This window comes from Thermomicrobium sp. CFH 73360 (assembly GCF_023806465.1).
In the GTDB taxonomy this organism is placed as follows: Bacteria; Chloroflexota; Chloroflexia; order Thermomicrobiales; family Thermomicrobiaceae; genus Thermomicrobium.
Genome location: NZ_JAMSLS010000001.1, coordinates 481,412 through 498,123 on the forward strand (window position 1 = coordinate 481,412; position 16,712 = coordinate 498,123).

A 16,712-nucleotide genomic window follows, 5' to 3' on the forward strand; every position below is an offset into this window, starting at 1 on the left:
TTAGTCTGCTGGCGACAGGCTGGGTTCGGCTGCTGTGACGCCGCGCAGGCTGCGCCCAACCGCGCGAGCGACTGCTGCGAGTTTCGGCATCACTGCAGCGAAGTTCTCCGGCGTGAGTGATTGCGCACCGTCGGAGAGCGCGTGATCGGGATTCGGGTGCACTTCGACGATCAGCCCGTCGGCCCCGGCAGCGATGGCAGCAAGCATCATGGGCGGAACAAGGAACCAGCGTCCTGTTCCGTGGCTCGGATCGACGATGATCGGCAGGTGGCTCAAATGCTTGACGGCTGGCACGGCGTTCAAATCGAGCGTGTTGCGCGTGAATGTCTCAAAGGTGCGGATGCCACGCTCGCAGAGGATCACCTGCTCATTCCCCTGCGCGACGATATACTCCGCCGCGAGGAGCCACTCTTCAATCTGCACCGACATCCCGCGCTTGAGCAGCACCGGCTTCTTCGCCCGGCCGACCGCTTCAAGGAGGAGGTAGTTCTGGCAGTTGCGCGCCCCAATCTGGAGCACGTCGGCGTATTCCGCCACTAGATCGACGTGCTGTGGGCTCAGCACTTCGGTCACAACAGGAAGGCCTGTCTCTTGGCGGGCCTTGGCGAGCAGCTTAAGGCCTTGCTCACCCAGACCGCGGAACTCGTAGGGCGACGTGCGCGGTTTGAACGCACCGCCGCGGAGCATGCTCGCTCCGGCCGCCTTCACCGCTTGCGCCGTTTCAATGATCTGCCGCTCGTTCTCGACCGAGCACGGCCCAGCAATAACCACAATCTCGTTACCGCCGATTGTCACGTCACGAACTTGAATGACCGTATCGAGTGGGTAGAACTCACGGCTGACCAACTTGTAGCGCTTGCTGACACGGATCACCTCTTCGACACCAGGCAACCGCTCGAGGGCCTCTTTGAGGGTATCCGGCAGCGGCGAGCCCACCACACCGATGACCATCCGCTCCGCACCGGGTGCGAGTTTGGTCTGGAACCCGAACTCTGCAACGCGATCGATAACAGCCTGAATCTGCTCTTGCGTCGCACCCGGCTGCATAACCACGATCATCGCTCCGTCCCTCCCACTCCTTTGCGATCTTCACCAAGCATGACTGACTCTTGGCCGAACTCCGGTCGAAGGACGCGTGCTCCGCGCAGGTAGACGTGTCGAATCTCGCGCGGGGATTTTTCAGTATTGACGTGCATAAGGACGCGTACAACGCCGCGCGGTGCACCGGGAACATCCATCTCGTGCGCACAGAGCAGCGGTACATGTACCCAGCCGAGTTGCCGCGCAGCGACCGCTGGAAATGTCGCATTGAGATCGCGGGTCGTTGTGAAGATGATGCTTGCGATCTGGTCCGGATCGATCTGATTCGCCTCGACCAGCGCGAGGAGCAACTCGCGCGTCGCGCTCACGATCGCCTCAGCGGTATTGCCGTCAACTGTTGTGGCCCCGCGAATCCCACGACACAGGAGCATTGTCCCCTATGACCCCTCCCCAACCGTTGCCGCGGTTTCCGCTCCGCTCCGCAACCAGGCGATGAACTCCTCCGCAGTTGAAGCCCGTTCTGCTGGTGCCACTGATACCAGACGATCGAGCAAGGCGCTCCCCACAACCACCGCATCGACCAGGTCGCGCACCTGAGCGACGTGTTCTGGGCGTGAGATTCCGAACCCGAGCGCCAGCGGGAGTTCGGTCACTGCACGAACGCGCTGCAAGAATGCCGGAAGATCCGCAGGCAGCCGATCGCGTGCCCCGGTGACGCCGGTGAGCGACACACAATAGATGAATCCGCTCGCGCGCGCGGCCACCTCGCGGAGATGACGTTCTGTGCTCGTTGGCGCGACCATGAAGATTAAGTCACGCCCAGCCGCGCGGCAGAGCGCGTGCAGCTCATCGCTTTCGTTCGGTGGTAGATCGGGCACGATCACGCCGTCAACGTCGACCTCGACGCAGGCACGCACAAAATGCTCCAGACCATACTGGAGCAGTGGGTTGAAGTATCCCATGAAGACAAGCGGAACGTCAACACCCTGTTCCCGTAGGCGGGCTGCGGTCTCCAGGCAGTAGCGGACAGTCACCCCGTTCTGCAAGGCTACCTGGCTCGCACGTTGGATCGTGGCTCCATCGGCAAGCGGATCGGAGAACGGAATCCCGAGCTCCACTGCACAGGCTCCCCCACGGACCAGAGCCGGAACCAGCTCGAGCGCACTCTCCCGCTCTGGGTACCCGATCGTGAGATAAGGGATGAAGCCGAGCTCACGGCGAGTGCGCAAGCGCACGAATGTTTCGTTGATTCTACTCGGCCGACTCGTCACAGTGTCACCCCCAGTGCACTGGCCACCGTGTGCATGTCTTTATCGCCGCGACCGGAAAGATTGACGACGATGATCTGGTCACGCGGTCGCTGGCGCGCAAGCCGAACGGCCAGCGCGATGGCATGTGCCGACTCTAATGCTGGGATGATCCCCTCTGTCCGGCATAGGAGCTGGAACGCCTCGAGTGCCTCTGCATCCGTGATCGCATGGTACTGAGCACGACCGGTCGTCTTCAGGTACGCATGTTCCGGTCCCACGCCGGGGTAGTCCAATCCGGCAGCGATGCTATGTGCCTCCAGGATTTGCCCGTCTTCATCCTGGAGCACGAACGAGCGCGAGCCATGCAGCACTCCCACACGTCCAGCCGTGAGACTCGCCGCATGTCGGCCGGTCTCCAGGCCCTCACCGGCCGCCTCCGCGCCATGAAGTTCCACCGTCTCGTCGTCCAGGAACCCGGAGAAAATCCCCATCGCGTTCGAGCCCCCACCCACGCAGGCGACCACAGCGTCCGGGAGACGTCCGGTCGCAGCAAGAATCTGCTCTCGTGTCTCCCGCCCAATCACCGCCTGGAAGTCACGCACGATCATCGGATACGGATGCATTCCTGCCACCGAGCCGACAAGGTAGTACGTCGTTTGGACGTTCGTCACCCAGTCGCGGATCGCTTCGTTCATCGCATCTTTGAGGGTTCGACTGCCGGAGCCCACTGGGCGAACTTCCGCTCCCAACAATTTCATCCGGAAGACGTTCAGGGACTGCCGTTGCACATCGAGTTCGCCCATATAAATCACACACTCCAGACCGAGCATCGCACAGACTGTGGCGGTCGCCACGCCGTGTTGCCCCGCGCCGGTTTCAGCGATCACCCGTGGCTTGCCCATCCGTTTGGCGAGCAGTCCCTGGCCCACTGCGTTGTTGATCTTGTGTGCACCGGTATGTGCGAGGTCCTCGCGCTTGAGGAAGATCCGCGCCCCGCCAACCTTCTCGGTCAGACTTGCTGCGTAGTACAGCGGTGTGGGTCGACCGACAAACTCACGCAAGAGTCGTTCAAACTCCGCCTGGAAGGCTGGATCACGTCGCGCGTCCTCGTAGGCGGCAATGAGTTCCTCAATTGCCGGCAGCAACGTAACCGGCGCGTAGATCCCTCCAAATTCTCCAAATCGTCCCCGCTCGTCCGGAAGATTCCGTGCTCGTTGGACAGTCGCCGTCATGGTTCCCCTCCACTTCTGGCATCATTGCTCACGGCGACGCGCGCAAAAGCCGCTCGCGCCGCCGCCACGAACGCGCGCATCGCCGCTGGATCCTTTCTTCCTCCCCTCTCGATCCCGCTTGAGACGTCCACACCGAGCGGTCGTACCACTTCGATTGCCTCTGCCACAGTCTCTGGACGGAGCCCACCAGCCAGGAGAAGCGGAAACTCCCGTGCCAGTGCCGCGGCGAGGGTCCAGTCCAGTGTCTGCCCTGTTCCCCCAGGCAGCTTCGGATGGTAGGCATCGAGCAGCACCGCAAGCGGCACCGGTTCACGCGCGAAGTAGGGGGCAATCCGTGCCCGCACTGCATCCACCGTCTCCCCGGCACGCACACGTACAGCCTTGATCACCGGCCAACCGAGCGCCTGCACGAACTCTGGGGACTCGTTTCCATGAAGCTGTACGACATCCAGCGCGAGCACCCCCGCCGTCACCACGATCTCTTCGAGCGGGGCGTCGACAAACAGACCGACCAACCGCGGCGCATTCTGCCTCTGCCGCACCACTCTGCAGAGCTCGGCCGCTTCCTCGAGCGTGACGCGCCGCGGGCTAGGGGCGAAAACCAGCCCGAGAAAATCAGCTCCTGCCTCGGCTGCTGCCAGAGCGTCGTCCGGCGTGCGCATGCCGCAGAGCTTCACAAGGCCCGGCATCGCACAGCCTCCACCCCGGCGAGTTCAGCCACCGCGGCCTGACGATTCGGTGCCGTCATCAACGCCTCACCCACCAGGAGCGCGTCGACTCCAGCCGCCGCGAGTCGCTCGACATCAGACGTCCGGTGAATGCCACTCTCAGCCACAACGATCCGGTCACCTGGAACGCGTGGCGCCAGGCGCTCACTGACACTGAGATCGACCGTGAACGTGCGTAAGTCCCGGTTGTTGATCCCCACAACTCGTGCGCCGGTCTCGAGCGCCGTCTCCAGCTCCGCCTCGTCGTGCACTTCGACAAGTGCCTCCATACCGAGTTCCCACGTCGCAGCGAGAAGTTCTGCAAGCTGCAGACGATCGAGTGCTGCCACAATGAGGAGCAGCGCATCAGCACCTGCGGCTCGGGCCTCCAGGACCTGATAGGGATCGAAGATGAAGTCCTTGCGCAACACCGGGACTGGCGGCTGGCCGGCATGAGCTCGCATCGCGACCCGCTCAAGATCCTCTAAGCTCCCGTGGAAGAACGGCCCATCTGTGAGCACCGAGAGCGCTGCGGCACCGCCAGCCAAATAGTCCTCGGCAACCGTCACTGCATCAACACCCGCAGCAAAAACCCCTCGTGAAGGTGAGGCACGCTTCACTTCAGCGATGATGCGGACTCGCTCACCGCGTAGCGTGGCAGCGAACGCAACGGGCTCCGGACGAGCCAATGCCTGCTCGCGCAGCACCGCCTCCGAGACGACGCGGCGCCTCTCTACGAGATCACCCCGCGTCCGCTCCAAGATGCGGTCGAGAATCGTCCCGGTCCGTGTCACGACGACACCTCCGCCGTGGCCAGCGCCTGCGAGAGTGCAATGAACCGCTCCAAACAGTCGAGCGCAGCCCCACTCTCAAGCGATCGCCGAGCGAGTTCGAGTCCTTCGGCAAACGATTCCGCCGCGTCTGCCGCGACAAGCGCCGCTGCCGCATTGAGGAGCGTTACCTCGCGCGCTGGTCCAGCGGCACCCTCCAGCACCGCGCGCACGATCCGTGCGTTCTCCTCCGCCGATCCACCGCGGAGCACTTCAGTCGGCACCCGTTGGAGCCCGAGCGCTTCTGGCTCGATGGTCATCCGCCGTACCTGGATCGACCCATTCCGCCGCACCTCATAGACGGTGGTCGGCGCAGCCAGACTGAGCTCGTCGAGACCGTCCGCAGCATGCACCACCAGCGCGTGCTCAATTCCCAGCAGTGCGAGGACACGTGCGACCGTTTCAACCAACTCCGGCATGGCCACGCCGACCAGCTGGTGCTGGACGCGTGCTGGATTGGCGAGTGGACCAAGCACGTTGAAAACCGTCCGGAACCCAAGCTCGCGGCGCACCGGAGCCGCGTGCCGCAGTGCTGGGTGATAGCGTTGAGCGAACATGAAGCCGATTCCGACTTCCTGGACACACCGCGCAACCGCCTCCGGTCCCAGGTCAATCCGCACTCCGAGCGCCTCCAGTGTGTCCGCTGCCCCTGCCCGGCTGGACATGGCACGGTTCCCATGCTTGGCAACCGGGACCCCTGCGCCGGCCACAACGAACGCCGCGGTAGTTGAGATGTTGAACGTCCGGTTACCGTCTCCCCCTGTTCCGACCACATCAACTGCTGGTCGCTCGGTCACCAGGTCTACTGGAATCATGTGCTGGCGAAGCGCCTGGACGAATCCGGCAATTTCCGTTTCCCGCTCGCCCCGCATCCGCAAGGCCGTCACGAGCGCTGCAATCTGGGCCGGCGTGGCCTCGCCGGTCATCACCGCGCTCATCGCCTGTGCGGCTTCCTCGACGTCAAGAACCTCACCCGCGACGATCTTCTGCAGTGCTGTGCTGATCACAACGCACCTCCCCTGAGGCTCGCCGGTTCGCGCCGATGCATTTCGACCTGCCTGAGGAAGTTCTGGAGTAGGTCCTTCCCGACCGTGGTCAAGATCGACTCCGGATGGAACTGCACCCCCTCGACCAATCCAGTACGGTCACGGAGGCCCATGATGACGCCATCTTCGCTCCGCGCGGTGACGATTAGCCCTGCCGGAAGCGCCGACTCGTCAACCATCAATGAGTGGTAGCGAGTCGCCACGAACGGGTTGGGCAATCCAGCGAAGACGCCCTGGCCGTCATGGACGATCTCGCTCGTCTTCCCATGCATCAGGCGCGGTGCTCGGATGATCCGGCCACCATAGGCCGCGGCGATCGCCTGGTGCCCGAGGCAGACTCCAAGGATCGGGATTCGCCCTGCGAAGCGCTCGATCGCCGGCACCGAGACACCTGCCTCCCGCGGGGTACACGGACCAGGTGAGATCACCAGCCCATCTGGGGCGAGCTTCTCGAGTTCCTCGACCGTGACCGCATCGTTCCGGAGCACCCTCAGTTCCGCACCCAACTCGGCCAGATATTGGACCAGGTTGAAGGTGAACGAGTCATAGTTGTCGATGACCACAATCATCGCTCGCCTCCTCGCAGCTCGCGCTCTAACTGCTCCGCGTGTTCAACGGCGCGGACGAGCGCGCGCATCTTGTGGTGGCACTCCTGGTGTTCCCGCTCGGGAATACTGTCGGCGACGATCCCCGCACCGGCTTGCAAGGAGGCGTGGCGCCCCCGCATGACGATAGTCCGCAGTGTGATTGCGGTATCGAGATTGCCACTGAAGTCCACATAGCCGACCGCTCCGGCATAGGGACCACGTTGCTCCGACTCAAGTTCGGCGATGATTTCCATCGCTCGAATCTTCGGCGCCCCACTCACCGTTCCGGCCGGGAAACAGCTGCGGAGCGCATCGAGCGCACTGAGATCATCCCGGAGGCTCCCGGTGACTTCGCTGACCAGGTGCATGACATGGCTGAACCGTTCAACCGCCATCAGGCGCGGTACACGCACCGTGCCAGGTCGGGAGACGCGGCCAATGTCGTTGCGTGCCAGATCGACAAGCATGATATGCTCAGCACGCTCCTTCTCGTCCCCCACAAGCTCCTCAGCAAGTGCGGCATCCTCCTCCGGTGTACGGCCGCGTCGGCGTGTTCCCGCGATCGGGTGGGTGAAAAGTTGTCGATCATCGACTCGCACCAGCATCTCCGGCGAGGCACCGACGAGCGCGTCCTCACCGAGGCGGAGGAAATACATGTAGGGGGAAGGGTTAATGCGTCGGAGCGCCCGGTAGATGGTGAAAGGATGCGCTCCGGTCTCCAGTTCCTGCCGCTGCGAGAGCACGACCTGGATGATATCGCCAGCGGCGATGTACTCCTTGGCTCGTTCGACCATTGCGACATAGGTCGCGCGATCCAGGTGCGGGTGAAGTCGCTGCTCGACCGTCGCCGGATTGACCGGTCCGCTCCCCAGCGGGACAACCGCTGGTTGACGCAGGCGGTCGACCAGCCGCTCAATCCGCTCGACCGCTTCGTGATAGGCAAGTTCTACCGTTGTGCCGTCCTCAAGATGGACATGACTGACGACGGCAATCGTTCGCTCAAGGTGGTCAAAGACAAGCATCGAGTCGACAAAGAGAAAGATCGCCTCTGGCAGACCGAGTGTGTCACGGGCGGCAACCGGTACACGAGGTTCAAAATAGCGAATGGTCTCATAGCCCAAATATCCGACCGCGCCTCCAAGAAACCGAGGCATCCCCGGCAAATGGATCGTTCGGTAGCGCTGGAGCAACCGTTCCAGGAAACGAAGCGGATCGTCGAAAGCCACAACCTGCTCATCGACCGGATGCCCGTAATAGTCCGCACCACCGAAAGAAGCGAGAGCCGATGCCGCAAGCGTGGCACGCGTTCCGGTGCTGCGCACGCGAGCGCGCCCCCGGTCGAGTTCCACAACGAGAAACGGGTCGGTGCCGATAAACGAGTACCGAGCCAGTCGCTCGCCACCTTCGACACTCTCGAGAAGGAACGCGTATGGTCCTTGGGCGACTTTGAGGAACGCCGAGACGGGTGTTTCCAGATCTGCGTCCAGCTCCCGGTAGATCGGGACAACTGTCGCCTGCTGGGCCAAAACCGTCACTTCCTCAAGCGAGGGGCGATAACGACCTGGAGATGAACGGATGAGCATCGTCGTCTCGACCATGCGCGCCTCCGGTGAATGAGCCAAATCAAAAACCTCCGTCCCAGCAGGGACGGAGGTTTTCACTCCGCGGTGCCACCCTGGTTGGATGCCGCATAGGCGAACATCCCACCTCGACCGGTACGGGATCACCGACCGCGACGATTCGCTGGAGGCGATCCGATACCGTGCTCCAGATAACGGTGGAGCATCCGGCGCCGCCTACTTGCACCATGCGTTCGGGGCGCAACTCCCGGATCCATTCCGTCCGGCCGTAAGCACCGACCTCGCACCACCCGCCGGCTCGCTGAGCCTCGTACCGGACGTACTCGCTCCGTTCGTCGTCGTTCACCGTATTGTGTTGTCTTGTCCAGAGAGTCTAGCGGAGCAACTCACCTCTGTCAAGTCACACTCACCTCAAACTGAGGGATTACGGATGCGTAGGCTGGCGGCATAAGCCAGTCACTCCAACGGCTCCTCAAGAACTTGGCAACCTCTCGGGAAACCACAGCACACATCGATGCCCTGCGAGTGCGGCAGGTCATCTCAGTAGCATCGCCTCACCACAACCGCTCGACTCCGCTCGTTTCGACAGATACTCGATCAGATCCAGTTCACCCGCCGCGAACGTGCTCCCACAGACATCGGTCTGCTCATCCCCTCGTACTTCGACACCGCCTATCCATTCACACACCCCGATGAGCGGCCTGTCATGCGCCAGATCTTGCTCCAGGCCTACTGCACTGCACGACTCGCCGACCTTCCGTCGTTGGTCATTCGGGAATTGGATTTGTGGCCTTCCGTCCGTCTCCTGCTTTGCCCGTCTACCAAGGCCTTGACCGCCCCAACCTGGCAGCGTCTTGAAGACTTCGCCGCAGCGGGAGGCACTGTCTATGTGTCCTTTTTCGCCGGCTCAACCGCCACTCAACGAGGCCCGTGGTGGCCAAATCTCGACCAACGCTTTGGCGTGCGCCACCACCTCCGGTACGGCCTCGTCGCCCCTGTGGAGGATGATGAGATCGTCTTGACGTTCGAGCAACCTTTCGGGAATCTCCCCGTCGGGACTACACTCCGCATGCGAGTCGCTGGCAATGAGCACGGTCGCGCCTTCCTCCCGGTCGAGCCGGTAGAAGCCACCGTGATCGCCCGTGATCAGCATGGACGCCCTGCACTGCTCGCCAGGCATGTCGGCTCCGGCCAGCTCCTCTGGATGACCTATCCGCTTGAGTACTTTGCAGCGACTCGCCCTCACGCAAACCCGGACGAAGGCATGATCGCCCTCTACAGCGCCCTCGCCCGGGAGACGCGCGCTGCACCACCGGTCAGCATCCGTGCACCTGACATTTGGTGTGACCGACTTGTGCGCGACGACGGCACCACGTTCCTCTGGATCGTCAGCGAGCGGGAGACCACGGCGGTGGTGACACTCGAAATTGCTGCTGGGACGGAGCTCCTCCACCTCACCACTGGTGAGCGCGTCGCGCAGCCGCTGGAACTCCCGCCATATGGAGTGACGGTTCTACGCCTAGCCCGGTGAGCAGAGCAACACGAGGGTGCTTCGCGCGGGAATCCGGTAACGCCGGCGTATCTCACCGGACAGCGCGTGACTCACTCCCAGAGGCCGTGAGCTCCGCTTTTACGCGTTGGATGTGGCTTGCCGCATTGAGTACTGCGGCCTCCACCTTCTCCAAAACGTCCAGCGCGTAACGGTTTGCCTCAACAATGGCGCGTTGTTTCTGTTCCTTGGCATGCCGAAGCATCTCCTCGCAACGCGCGCGTGTTTCATTCATGATCCCTTGTTCGCTCATGAGATAGTGTGCACGCTCCTGCGCCGTCGCCAGGATCCGCTGCGCTTCAAGCTGCGCCTCAGTGATGATCTTCTGCCGCTCCTGCAAGACACGCCGCGCTTGCCGGAGCTCGCGCGGGAACGCCTGACGCAACCCTTCGACTAACGCCAACAGCTCATGCTCGTCAACCATCACCTTGTTACTAAACGGAACACGGGAACTCCGTTCCACCAGCTCTTCCAGCCGTTCTAGCAACTGGTAGAGATCGGGGGTCGGCTCGGCAACAGGATACCCACGAAGTTCGTCTGCAGCCGCCATTGCCCTCACTCCCGCACGAGCGCTCGGAACTTCCGGATCAGCGCCTCCACCACATGCTCGGGGACCAGGCCAGTCAAATCCCCGCCAAGCTGTGCAACCTCCTTTATCATGCTTGAGCTGATAAAGGAATACTGTGAACTCGTCATCAGGCACACGACATCCACGTCCGGCGCCAGGTGACGGTTCATGTGCGCCAGCGAGAACTCGTACTCAAAGTCGGAGACTGCTCGCAGCCCCCGAACGATCGCCTGTGCCCCCACGGCACGCGCGTAGTCTACCGCGAGTCCATTGAAGACGTCAACGCGCACATTCGGCAGCCCGCGCAAGGCCTCCTCGGCCAGTTCGCGCCGCTCCTCGGCACTGAACAGCGGCTGCTTGGTTCGTCCTTCGTGCCCCGCATAGATCCCTACAATGAGGAAATCGAACAGACGCGCTGCTCGCTGCGCTACGTCGACATGCCCATTGGTGATCGGATCGAACGTCCCAGGATAAAAGGCGATGTGCTTCACGAGTCAGCCTCACTTCCGTCCGGTCCGCTGCGCCGTATGACATAAATAGCGACACAGCTGTCGCCATGGCAACGATCGCGCAGCTGCTCCAAGCCATCCATCCGCTCCGGCATCGGCACCCGCGGCGAATGACCAACGACCAGCACTGTCCCGTCTCGGACATGCGGGGAATGGGCGACCGCGAGCATCGTCTCGTGGATCGTCGGATCGGCATATGGCGGGTCCATGATCACGAAATCATACGGCTCGCGCGGTGGCCGCCGCAGAAACGCCTGCACGGTGGTACAGTGCACCGCGGCCCGGTCCGCAAAGCCCGTCGTGACTAAGTTATCGCGGATCACCGCACAAGCCGCCGCGCTTCGCTCCACGAAGTCAACCCACTCAGCACCGCGCGAAACTGCTTCGATGCCGACTGCACCACTCCCTGCATAAAGGTCAAGAACTCGGCGCGGACGAATGCCGAGCGAATCCAGCATTGCGAAGAGCGCCTCGCGGATCTTGTCCGCCATCGGTCGCGTCCGTAACCCGCGCGGTGCCTTGAGTCGTCGCCCCCGAGCGCTCCCACCGATCACCCGCATGGTGCTGTCCCCTCACCGCCGCTGCTCGCGTGAGCCGTTGAGGCCATCCTCGTCGCGCGGGTAGGAACCAAAGATTTTGAGGTCAGCGGCTTTCTCCGCCATTCGTTGCAGCGCCGCCGCGATCTGGGGATCCTTTCGATGTCCCTCAATGTCGACGAGAAAAACGTACTCACCGAGCACCGACTTCATCGGGCGACTCTCGACTTTGGTCATCTGAATCTGTGCAACTGCCAGTTCGTTCAGCACTTCAACGAGCGCACCGGGAACATTGCGCTTGACCGTAAAGCAGAGTGACGTCCGATCGACCCCTGTCGGTTCGGCATCCTCATGCGCCAGCACAACGAACCGCGTGGCATTGCTCTTCTGATCCTGGATATCCCGCGCGAGCACGGCCGCACCGTAGAGCTCCGCCGCACGCAGCGTCCCAATCGCCGCCCTTGACCGGTCCTCACCCCGCATCACCTCAGCCACCGCCGCAGCCGTGCTCAGCGCTGCAACCTGCTCGGCTTGCGGCAGGCACCGTTCCAGAAACCTCCGACACTGCGCCAGCGCCTGCGGATGAGACAGGACAACCCGAATTTCGTCCAGTCGCGTCCCGGGATGAGCGAGGAGAAAGTGCCGCACCGGCAGGATCAACTCAGCGCAGATCTTGAGGTCTGTCTCGTGGATCAGCAGGTCAACCGTTGTACTAACCGTCCCCTCCAACGAGTTTTCGATCGGTAAAATCGCTCGGTCAGCCAGCCCCGTCTCCACAGCCGACACCAACGCCGGCATCGAGCTGAAAGGAATGAGCTCCGCCTGCTCACGCTCGGCGTAGCGCAACGCCGCCTCTTCTGTGAATGTCCCCGGTGGTCCAAGATACGCGAGTCGCACCACCATTCCTCCCCGGCAGCATTCTGGTCGAGAGCATACCGCTCCTCAACTTCGACGCACACGACGATTCACCGTTAAGAGTTCACGTACCGGCTGGCGTGCCCCACACACACGGCAGACGAGAACACCGCCCTCCGGTGTCTCTTTGACGTCCGCCCGCAACGCGTAGAAGCGGCGCCGCCGGAATACTGCGATCGGTGCACCGCAGACTGAACACTGAACGATGACCCCCCGCAGTCGCTCGAGCGGGAATGGAAGATCGAGGTCATCTGTACGTCCAGCGTCACGTTGCCGCTCCACGGCTCCTCCATCGCCACCTGTTCCATCGTACGACGCCTGTGTCTGCATCGCTATCTCGTCCCGTGTTGTGAAGACCGCCAAGTACCCGTCCAAGGATGTCAGGGGAGCCTAGCCACGTAAACTCGCTCACTCCTCTGCGACGCTCGCCTGCACCTGCGGTGCCACGACGATCACCAAACCGTAAGGCCGACAGGCCTCCTCTTGGGGAACTCAGCACTCCCTCCGCAGCAGAAGACACGGCAGAGACCAGGTACTGGAGTTGCCCAAAGGCCGGTCGAGTTCCATGACAGACGGAGGCTCTTGTTCTGGCCCAGGTGGCGCCTCCGGCGCCTCTTCGAGGCATGAGCGCAGCCACGGTTAGAACCAGCAGCCTCCAGCTTCTGAGAACCAGGCACTATCCAAGCGCCGGAACGGCGAACTGTCACCACCTTAGCCAAGCTAAGATGCTGCTGCTCACGCTGACACCAGACCACCGCTTCCGCTTGCGATGCAGCAACGCTGCACCACGTTCCGCCGGTCAACTGGATCCTCGGGACACGCGCTCATCTGTTGTGGCGCCATCACTCGCGCCGGCAAAGATTCATCGTCTCGACGGTATGACGACTCTCGCGTACGGCACAGTGACTGAGCCACGCAACGTGATAAGCTGACGCAGTCTCACCGCAGCAGTAGAATTCGGGCTCGGGGGAGCGAGAAAGATTCTGACCTTGCGGATCCGGCATACTGGCGCTCCTATCAGCTATACTTGGAATGAAATGCGAGGTCATGAGGTCGTGCCGCCATGCGTGAAGAGTGGCGGCTTTTTGCCGCCTTGTCCCTACCAGACGAAGTGCGCGAGCGCGTTGCAGCGGCAATCGCTCAGCTGCAGGCACGCGGCTACCGGGCAAAATGGGTCGATCCCGACGCTAGTCACCTGACCATTAAGTTCTTTGGCTCGGTGCCGGTATCGGCTGTGCCGGAACTGATTGCCGCCCTGCGTGCGAGCGTTCTTGGCTCCGTGCCGTTTGAGCTCCGCGTCAACGGTGCTGGTGCGTTTCCCCACCTCGAGCGACCGCGTGTCCTCTGGCTCGGTATCAACGGCGCGGTGCGCGAACTCACCCAATTGGTGGCTCGAGTTGAACGCACTGCGGGTCACTTCGCCGAGGCAACCGAGACACGGCCGTATCATCCGCATATCACCCTCGCACGCGTGCGGCCGGAAGATCTCCCCACACTGCGGGGTTTGCCACGCGAGTTAGAGCGTCTCGCCAAACTGCCACCCATTCCGTTTTCAGTCGAGCACCTGACGCTCTACCGCAGCGAACTGTTCCGCTCGGGCCCGCGCTATACCGTCGTCGAGGAGTTCATGCTTGGGTGAGGTGCAGCAATGCTGGTCGCGGTGTGCGGGCCAAACGAGGCGACAGTGGAAGAGTCAATGGCGGCTGAGCGACTGGGCGAGCTCCTCGCTCGCGCCGGTGTCACGATCGTGTGCGGTGGTCGCGGAGGGGTTATGGCAGCAGTCTGCCGCGGCGCGAAGCGAGGCGGTGGTGCGACGATCGGTATCCTGCCCGGGACTAATTCCCATGAGGCGAACGAGTGGGTCGACTATCCGATTTGCACTGGACTTGGCGAGGCACGGAACGCGGTCGTTGTGGCATCCGGTCAGGTCGTCATTGCGATCGGTGGCGGGTTGGGGACACTCTCGGAAATTGCCCTTGCGCTCAAGCTTGGCCGTCCCGTCATCACCCTGCACTCCTGGCCACTCGACCCAGCACTCCTTGAACGAGCCAGAGCTCGCGTCGAGGAGGCAACGACGCCTGACGAAGCGGCTCGTCGGGCACTTGAACTCCTCCGCATGGCACACCCCAACTGAGGGAGGTAGCTGAACGTGACAACGCAGACGATCACGGTTCTCGACAAACTGGCCGAACTGGAGCAGCGGTTCGAGGAGCTTGAGCAATTGCTCGCTGATCCTACGGTGGCAACCGATCCGCAGCGGCTGGCACAACTTGGACGCGAGCGGGCTGAGCTGGAGGAGATCGTCACAGTTTATCGCCAACTGAAGGAGATCGACCGCCAGCTCGCGCAGGCCGAGGAACTCCTCGAAGGAGAGGATCCAGACCTCGCCGAACTGGCTGCAGACGAGTTGGAGCGGCTCCGTGAGGAACGCGAGGCAATCTACCAGGATCTCCGTCGCCGCCTCGTTCCGAAAGACCCGAACGACGAGAAGGACGTTATCGTCGAGATTCGCGCTGGAACGGGCGGAGAGGAAGCTGCACTCTTCGCCGCCGACCTCTACCGAATGTACACCCGCTACGCTGAACGCCAGGGTTGGAAGGTTGAAGTGCTCTCCAGTAGCCCGACGGAACTTGGCGGCTTCAAAGAGGTCATCTTCGAGGTACGCGGGCGGGGTGCATACAGCCACTTCAAGCACGAGAGCGGCGTTCATCGTGTCCAGCGTGTACCGGTCACTGAATCATCCGGGCGGATCCACACCTCGACCGCCACTGTTGCCGTCCTTCCCGAGGCCGACGAGGTCGAGGTACAGATCGACGAGAATGATCTCCGGATCGAAGTCTTCCGCTCCAGCGGACATGGCGGGCAGAGCGTCAACACGACGGACTCGGCTGTGCGCATCACGCACCTGCCAACCGGTATTGTCGTGAGTTGTCAGGATGAGCGCTCACAGCTGAAGAATCGGCTCAAGGCGATGGCAGTTCTGCGTGCCCGGCTCTACGAGCTCCAGCGTCGCAAGCAAGAAGAAGAGCGTACTGGTATTCGTCGCGCCCAGGTCGGTACGGGAGAACGCGCGGAAAAGATCCGCACCTACAACTTCCCTCAGGACCGCGTAACCGACCATCGGCTGAAGTTGACCGTGAATAACCTCGCCGCTGTGCTTGACGGCGAAATCGCTGTCTTTGTCCAGGAACTCCAGGCGCTCGAAACCGCTGAACGGTTGCGTGCCGCCGGCATTAGCTGAGCGAATGGCGTCGTGCCAACCTATCGTGACATCATTCGCGCTGCGACCGAACGTCTCCGAGCCAGCCATTCGGACTCACCGCGTCTCGATGCGGAAGTCCTGCTTTGTCACGTCCTCGGTATCGATCGCACCGAGCTGTATCGCCGACTTCCGCTGCCCCTTGCCACCCCGCTCGATCGCTTCTGGGAACTCGTCGAACGACGAGCACGAGGGGAACCGGTCGCCTACCTCACTGGCCATCGCGAGTTTTATGGCCTTGACTTCCTCGTCACTCCAGCGACGCTCATTCCCCGCCCCGAAACCGAATACCTGGTCACCTGGGCAGCGGAGCGCCTCCGTCTGCGTCGTGATCGGCCACGCTGCGTCGACGTGGGCACCGGTTGTGGAGCGATTGTCATCGCGCTTGCGGTGACGCTCCGAACTGAGACCTCTGCCCACCTGGTTGGAAGTGACCGCTCGCTGGCCGCGTTGCGGGTAGCCCGCACAAATCGGGATCGGCTTGCAGCGACGGATGTGCATCTTGTCTGTGGGGATCTCCTCAGCTGGTGTCGGGGGCCGCTTGACCTCGTCGTTGCCAACCTCCCGTATCTCCGCTGGGAGCAGTGGCACCCAGGAATCGCTTTTGAGCCCCCAGAAGCCTTATTCGCGCCGGACGACGGCTTTGGCCTCTATGCGCGTCTCTTGCCACAAGCGGCAACGCTCTTACGACCCGGAGGTGCGTGCATCGTGGAGATTGATCCAGACCAAGCCGAACGAGCGATGAAGACTGCCCGCCTTGTCTTCCCAACGGCACACATAGCCATCGAGCCGGATCTCGCCGGCCTGGCACGCTACTTGACGATCGAACTACCAGAAAAGGACCGGGCCAGCTGACAAGCCAGCCCGGTTGACTGACAGCGTTTTCTCGCTGCGTCAGCTCGTCCGCGCCTCTTTATAGAGTGTGCGGAGACAACGGGTACAGATGCGCATACGCTTCGGGACACCATTCAGGACGATTGTTACACGCTGCACGTTTGGCTTAAACTTGCGGTTGGTCTTCTTGTTTGAGTGGCTCACGTTGTGCCCGAACATCGGTTTCTTGCCACAGAGTTCGCACATTGCCATTGTTGTCGCTCCGTTTT

At 62.2% G+C, this 16,712-nt stretch carries 20 protein-coding genes and 1 other annotated feature; of the genes, 5 read left to right on the forward strand and 15 right to left on the reverse strand.

Annotated elements, in window-relative coordinates; genetic code table 11:
* Genes aroF through trpE form a run of 9 tightly spaced genes read right to left on the reverse strand, consistent with a single transcriptional unit; the run spans position 1 to position 8,291 of the window.
* Positions 1 to 1,059: a 3-deoxy-7-phosphoheptulonate synthase gene (aroF, locus tag NET03_RS02155; protein WP_252127244.1), complete on the reverse strand. Its 1,059-nt coding sequence runs from the start codon at positions 1,057 to 1,059 to the stop codon at positions 1 to 3.
* Positions 1,056 to 1,472 (reverse strand): chorismate mutase, encoded by a 417-nt coding sequence (gene aroH, locus NET03_RS02160; RefSeq protein ID WP_252127245.1) that lies wholly within the window; start codon positions 1,470 to 1,472, stop codon positions 1,056 to 1,058. Before aroH ends, aroF begins: the two co-directional genes overlap by 4 nt.
* A gap of 6 nt (positions 1,473 to 1,478) precedes the next feature.
* Positions 1,479 to 2,312 (reverse strand): tryptophan synthase subunit alpha, encoded by an 834-nt coding sequence (trpA, locus tag NET03_RS02165; protein ID WP_503007978.1) that lies wholly within the window; start codon positions 2,310 to 2,312, stop codon positions 1,479 to 1,481.
* Positions 2,309 to 3,523, reverse strand: a complete 1,215-nt coding sequence (gene trpB, locus NET03_RS02170; protein WP_252127247.1) for a tryptophan synthase subunit beta — start codon at positions 3,521 to 3,523, stop codon at positions 2,309 to 2,311. The genes trpA and trpB overlap by 4 nt, the downstream gene beginning before the upstream one ends.
* Positions 3,520 to 4,212, reverse strand: a complete 693-nt coding sequence (locus NET03_RS02175) for a phosphoribosylanthranilate isomerase (protein ID WP_252127248.1) — start codon at positions 4,210 to 4,212, stop codon at positions 3,520 to 3,522. Before NET03_RS02175 ends, trpB begins: the two co-directional genes overlap by 4 nt.
* Positions 4,197 to 5,024: an indole-3-glycerol phosphate synthase TrpC gene (trpC, locus tag NET03_RS02180; protein ID WP_252127249.1), complete on the reverse strand. Its 828-nt coding sequence runs from the start codon at positions 5,022 to 5,024 to the stop codon at positions 4,197 to 4,199. The genes NET03_RS02175 and trpC overlap by 16 nt, the downstream gene beginning before the upstream one ends.
* Positions 5,021 to 6,067 carry an anthranilate phosphoribosyltransferase gene (trpD, locus tag NET03_RS02185; RefSeq protein WP_252127250.1) on the reverse strand — a complete coding sequence of 349 codons (1,047 nt, stop codon included), beginning with the start codon at positions 6,065 to 6,067 and terminating at the stop codon, positions 5,021 to 5,023. Before trpD ends, trpC begins: the two co-directional genes overlap by 4 nt.
* On the reverse strand, positions 6,064 to 6,675 hold the full coding sequence (locus tag NET03_RS02190) for an anthranilate synthase component II (protein WP_252127251.1): 612 nt from the start codon (positions 6,673 to 6,675) through the stop codon (positions 6,064 to 6,066). The genes trpD and NET03_RS02190 overlap by 4 nt, the downstream gene beginning before the upstream one ends.
* Positions 6,672 to 8,291, reverse strand: coding sequence for an anthranilate synthase component I (gene trpE / locus NET03_RS02195; RefSeq protein WP_252127252.1), 1,620 nt, complete (start codon positions 8,289 to 8,291; stop codon positions 6,672 to 6,674). The genes NET03_RS02190 and trpE overlap by 4 nt, the downstream gene beginning before the upstream one ends.
* 42 nt (positions 8,292 to 8,333) lie before the next feature.
* Positions 8,334 to 8,618: a binding site (T-box leader), on the reverse strand.
* 361 nt (positions 8,619 to 8,979) lie between these two features.
* Here trpE and NET03_RS02200 point away from each other — a divergent pair.
* Entirely contained in the window at positions 8,980 to 9,804 is an 825-nt protein-coding gene (locus tag NET03_RS02200) for a type 1 glutamine amidotransferase family protein (protein ID WP_252127253.1), read from the forward strand.
* A 52-nt stretch (positions 9,805 to 9,856) separates the two neighbouring features.
* On the opposite strand, the gene NET03_RS02205 is transcribed toward NET03_RS02200, so the two are convergent.
* The 5 genes from NET03_RS02205 to NET03_RS02225 are packed head-to-tail and all read right to left on the reverse strand — an operon-like array spanning position 9,857 to position 12,680.
* Positions 9,857 to 10,372, reverse strand: coding sequence for an ATP synthase subunit B family protein (locus NET03_RS02205; RefSeq protein ID WP_252127254.1), 516 nt, complete (start codon positions 10,370 to 10,372; stop codon positions 9,857 to 9,859).
* Positions 10,373 to 10,377: 5 nt separating this feature from the next.
* Complete coding sequence (gene coaD / locus NET03_RS02210) at positions 10,378 to 10,881, reverse strand: pantetheine-phosphate adenylyltransferase (protein ID WP_252127255.1); 504 nt, start codon at positions 10,879 to 10,881, stop codon at positions 10,378 to 10,380.
* A complete protein-coding gene (rsmD, locus tag NET03_RS02215; protein WP_252127256.1) occupies positions 10,878 to 11,459 on the reverse strand; it encodes a 16S rRNA (guanine(966)-N(2))-methyltransferase RsmD in 582 nt (193 codons plus the stop codon). Before rsmD ends, coaD begins: the two co-directional genes overlap by 4 nt.
* Positions 11,460 to 11,471: 12 nt before the next feature.
* Positions 11,472 to 12,332, reverse strand: a complete 861-nt coding sequence (gene pheA / locus NET03_RS02220; protein ID WP_252127257.1) for a prephenate dehydratase — start codon at positions 12,330 to 12,332, stop codon at positions 11,472 to 11,474.
* A 45-nt stretch (positions 12,333 to 12,377) separates the two neighbouring features.
* A complete protein-coding gene (locus NET03_RS02225) occupies positions 12,378 to 12,680 on the reverse strand; it encodes a eukaryotic translation initiation factor eIF-2-beta/eIF-5 family protein (protein ID WP_252127258.1) in 303 nt (100 codons plus the stop codon).
* 733 nt (positions 12,681 to 13,413) lie between these two features.
* Between NET03_RS02225 and thpR the strand changes: the two genes are divergently transcribed.
* The 4 genes from thpR to prmC are packed head-to-tail and all read left to right on the forward strand — an operon-like array spanning position 13,414 to position 16,464.
* Entirely contained in the window at positions 13,414 to 13,989 is a 576-nt protein-coding gene (gene thpR / locus NET03_RS02230) for an RNA 2',3'-cyclic phosphodiesterase (RefSeq protein WP_252127259.1), read from the forward strand.
* Positions 13,990 to 13,998: 9 nt separating this feature from the next.
* Positions 13,999 to 14,484 carry a TIGR00725 family protein gene (locus NET03_RS02235; protein WP_252127260.1) on the forward strand — a complete coding sequence of 162 codons (486 nt, stop codon included), beginning with the start codon at positions 13,999 to 14,001 and terminating at the stop codon, positions 14,482 to 14,484.
* A gap of 15 nt (positions 14,485 to 14,499) precedes the next feature.
* Complete coding sequence (gene prfA, locus NET03_RS02240) at positions 14,500 to 15,591, forward strand: peptide chain release factor 1 (RefSeq protein ID WP_252127261.1); 1,092 nt, start codon at positions 14,500 to 14,502, stop codon at positions 15,589 to 15,591.
* A gap of 12 nt (positions 15,592 to 15,603) precedes the next feature.
* Positions 15,604 to 16,464: a peptide chain release factor N(5)-glutamine methyltransferase gene (prmC, locus tag NET03_RS02245; RefSeq protein ID WP_252127262.1), complete on the forward strand. Its 861-nt coding sequence runs from the start codon at positions 15,604 to 15,606 to the stop codon at positions 16,462 to 16,464.
* Between the two features lie 39 nt (positions 16,465 to 16,503).
* On the opposite strand, the gene rpmB is transcribed toward prmC, so the two are convergent.
* Positions 16,504 to 16,695, reverse strand: a complete 192-nt coding sequence (gene rpmB / locus NET03_RS02250; protein WP_252127263.1) for a 50S ribosomal protein L28 — start codon at positions 16,693 to 16,695, stop codon at positions 16,504 to 16,506.
* Between the last annotated feature and the right edge of the window lie 17 nt (positions 16,696 to 16,712).

Bases quoted from the DNA above. Each gene is read 5' to 3' on its own strand.
- thpR (WP_252127259.1), top strand. From the start codon at position 13,414: ATGCGTGAAGAGTGGCGGCTTTTTGCCGCCTTGTCCCTACCAGACGAA.
- NET03_RS02200 (WP_252127253.1), top strand. From the start codon at position 8,980: ATGCGCCAGATCTTGCTCCAGGCCTACTGCACTGCACGACTCGCCGAC.
- NET03_RS02175 (WP_252127248.1), bottom strand. From the start codon at position 4,212: ATGCCGGGCCTTGTGAAGCTCTGCGGCATGCGCACGCCGGACGACGCT.
- NET03_RS02225 (WP_252127258.1), bottom strand. From the start codon at position 12,680: ATGCAGACACAGGCGTCGTACGATGGAACAGGTGGCGATGGAGGAGCC.
- trpE (WP_252127252.1), bottom strand. From the start codon at position 8,291: ATGGTCGAGACGACGATGCTCATCCGTTCATCTCCAGGTCGTTATCGC.
- aroH (WP_252127245.1), bottom strand. From the start codon at position 1,472: ATGCTCCTGTGTCGTGGGATTCGCGGGGCCACAACAGTTGACGGCAAT.
- NET03_RS02190 (WP_252127251.1), bottom strand. From the start codon at position 6,675: ATGATTGTGGTCATCGACAACTATGACTCGTTCACCTTCAACCTGGTC.
- rsmD (WP_252127256.1), bottom strand. From the start codon at position 11,459: ATGCGGGTGATCGGTGGGAGCGCTCGGGGGCGACGACTCAAGGCACCG.
- aroF (WP_252127244.1), bottom strand. From the start codon at position 1,059: ATGATCGTGGTTATGCAGCCGGGTGCGACGCAAGAGCAGATTCAGGCT.
- NET03_RS02235 (WP_252127260.1), top strand. From the start codon at position 13,999: ATGCTGGTCGCGGTGTGCGGGCCAAACGAGGCGACAGTGGAAGAGTCA.
- NET03_RS02205 (WP_252127254.1), bottom strand. From the start codon at position 10,372: ATGGCGGCTGCAGACGAACTTCGTGGGTATCCTGTTGCCGAGCCGACC.
- trpB (WP_252127247.1), bottom strand. From the start codon at position 3,523: ATGACGGCGACTGTCCAACGAGCACGGAATCTTCCGGACGAGCGGGGA.
- rpmB (WP_252127263.1), bottom strand. From the start codon at position 16,695: ATGGCAATGTGCGAACTCTGTGGCAAGAAACCGATGTTCGGGCACAAC.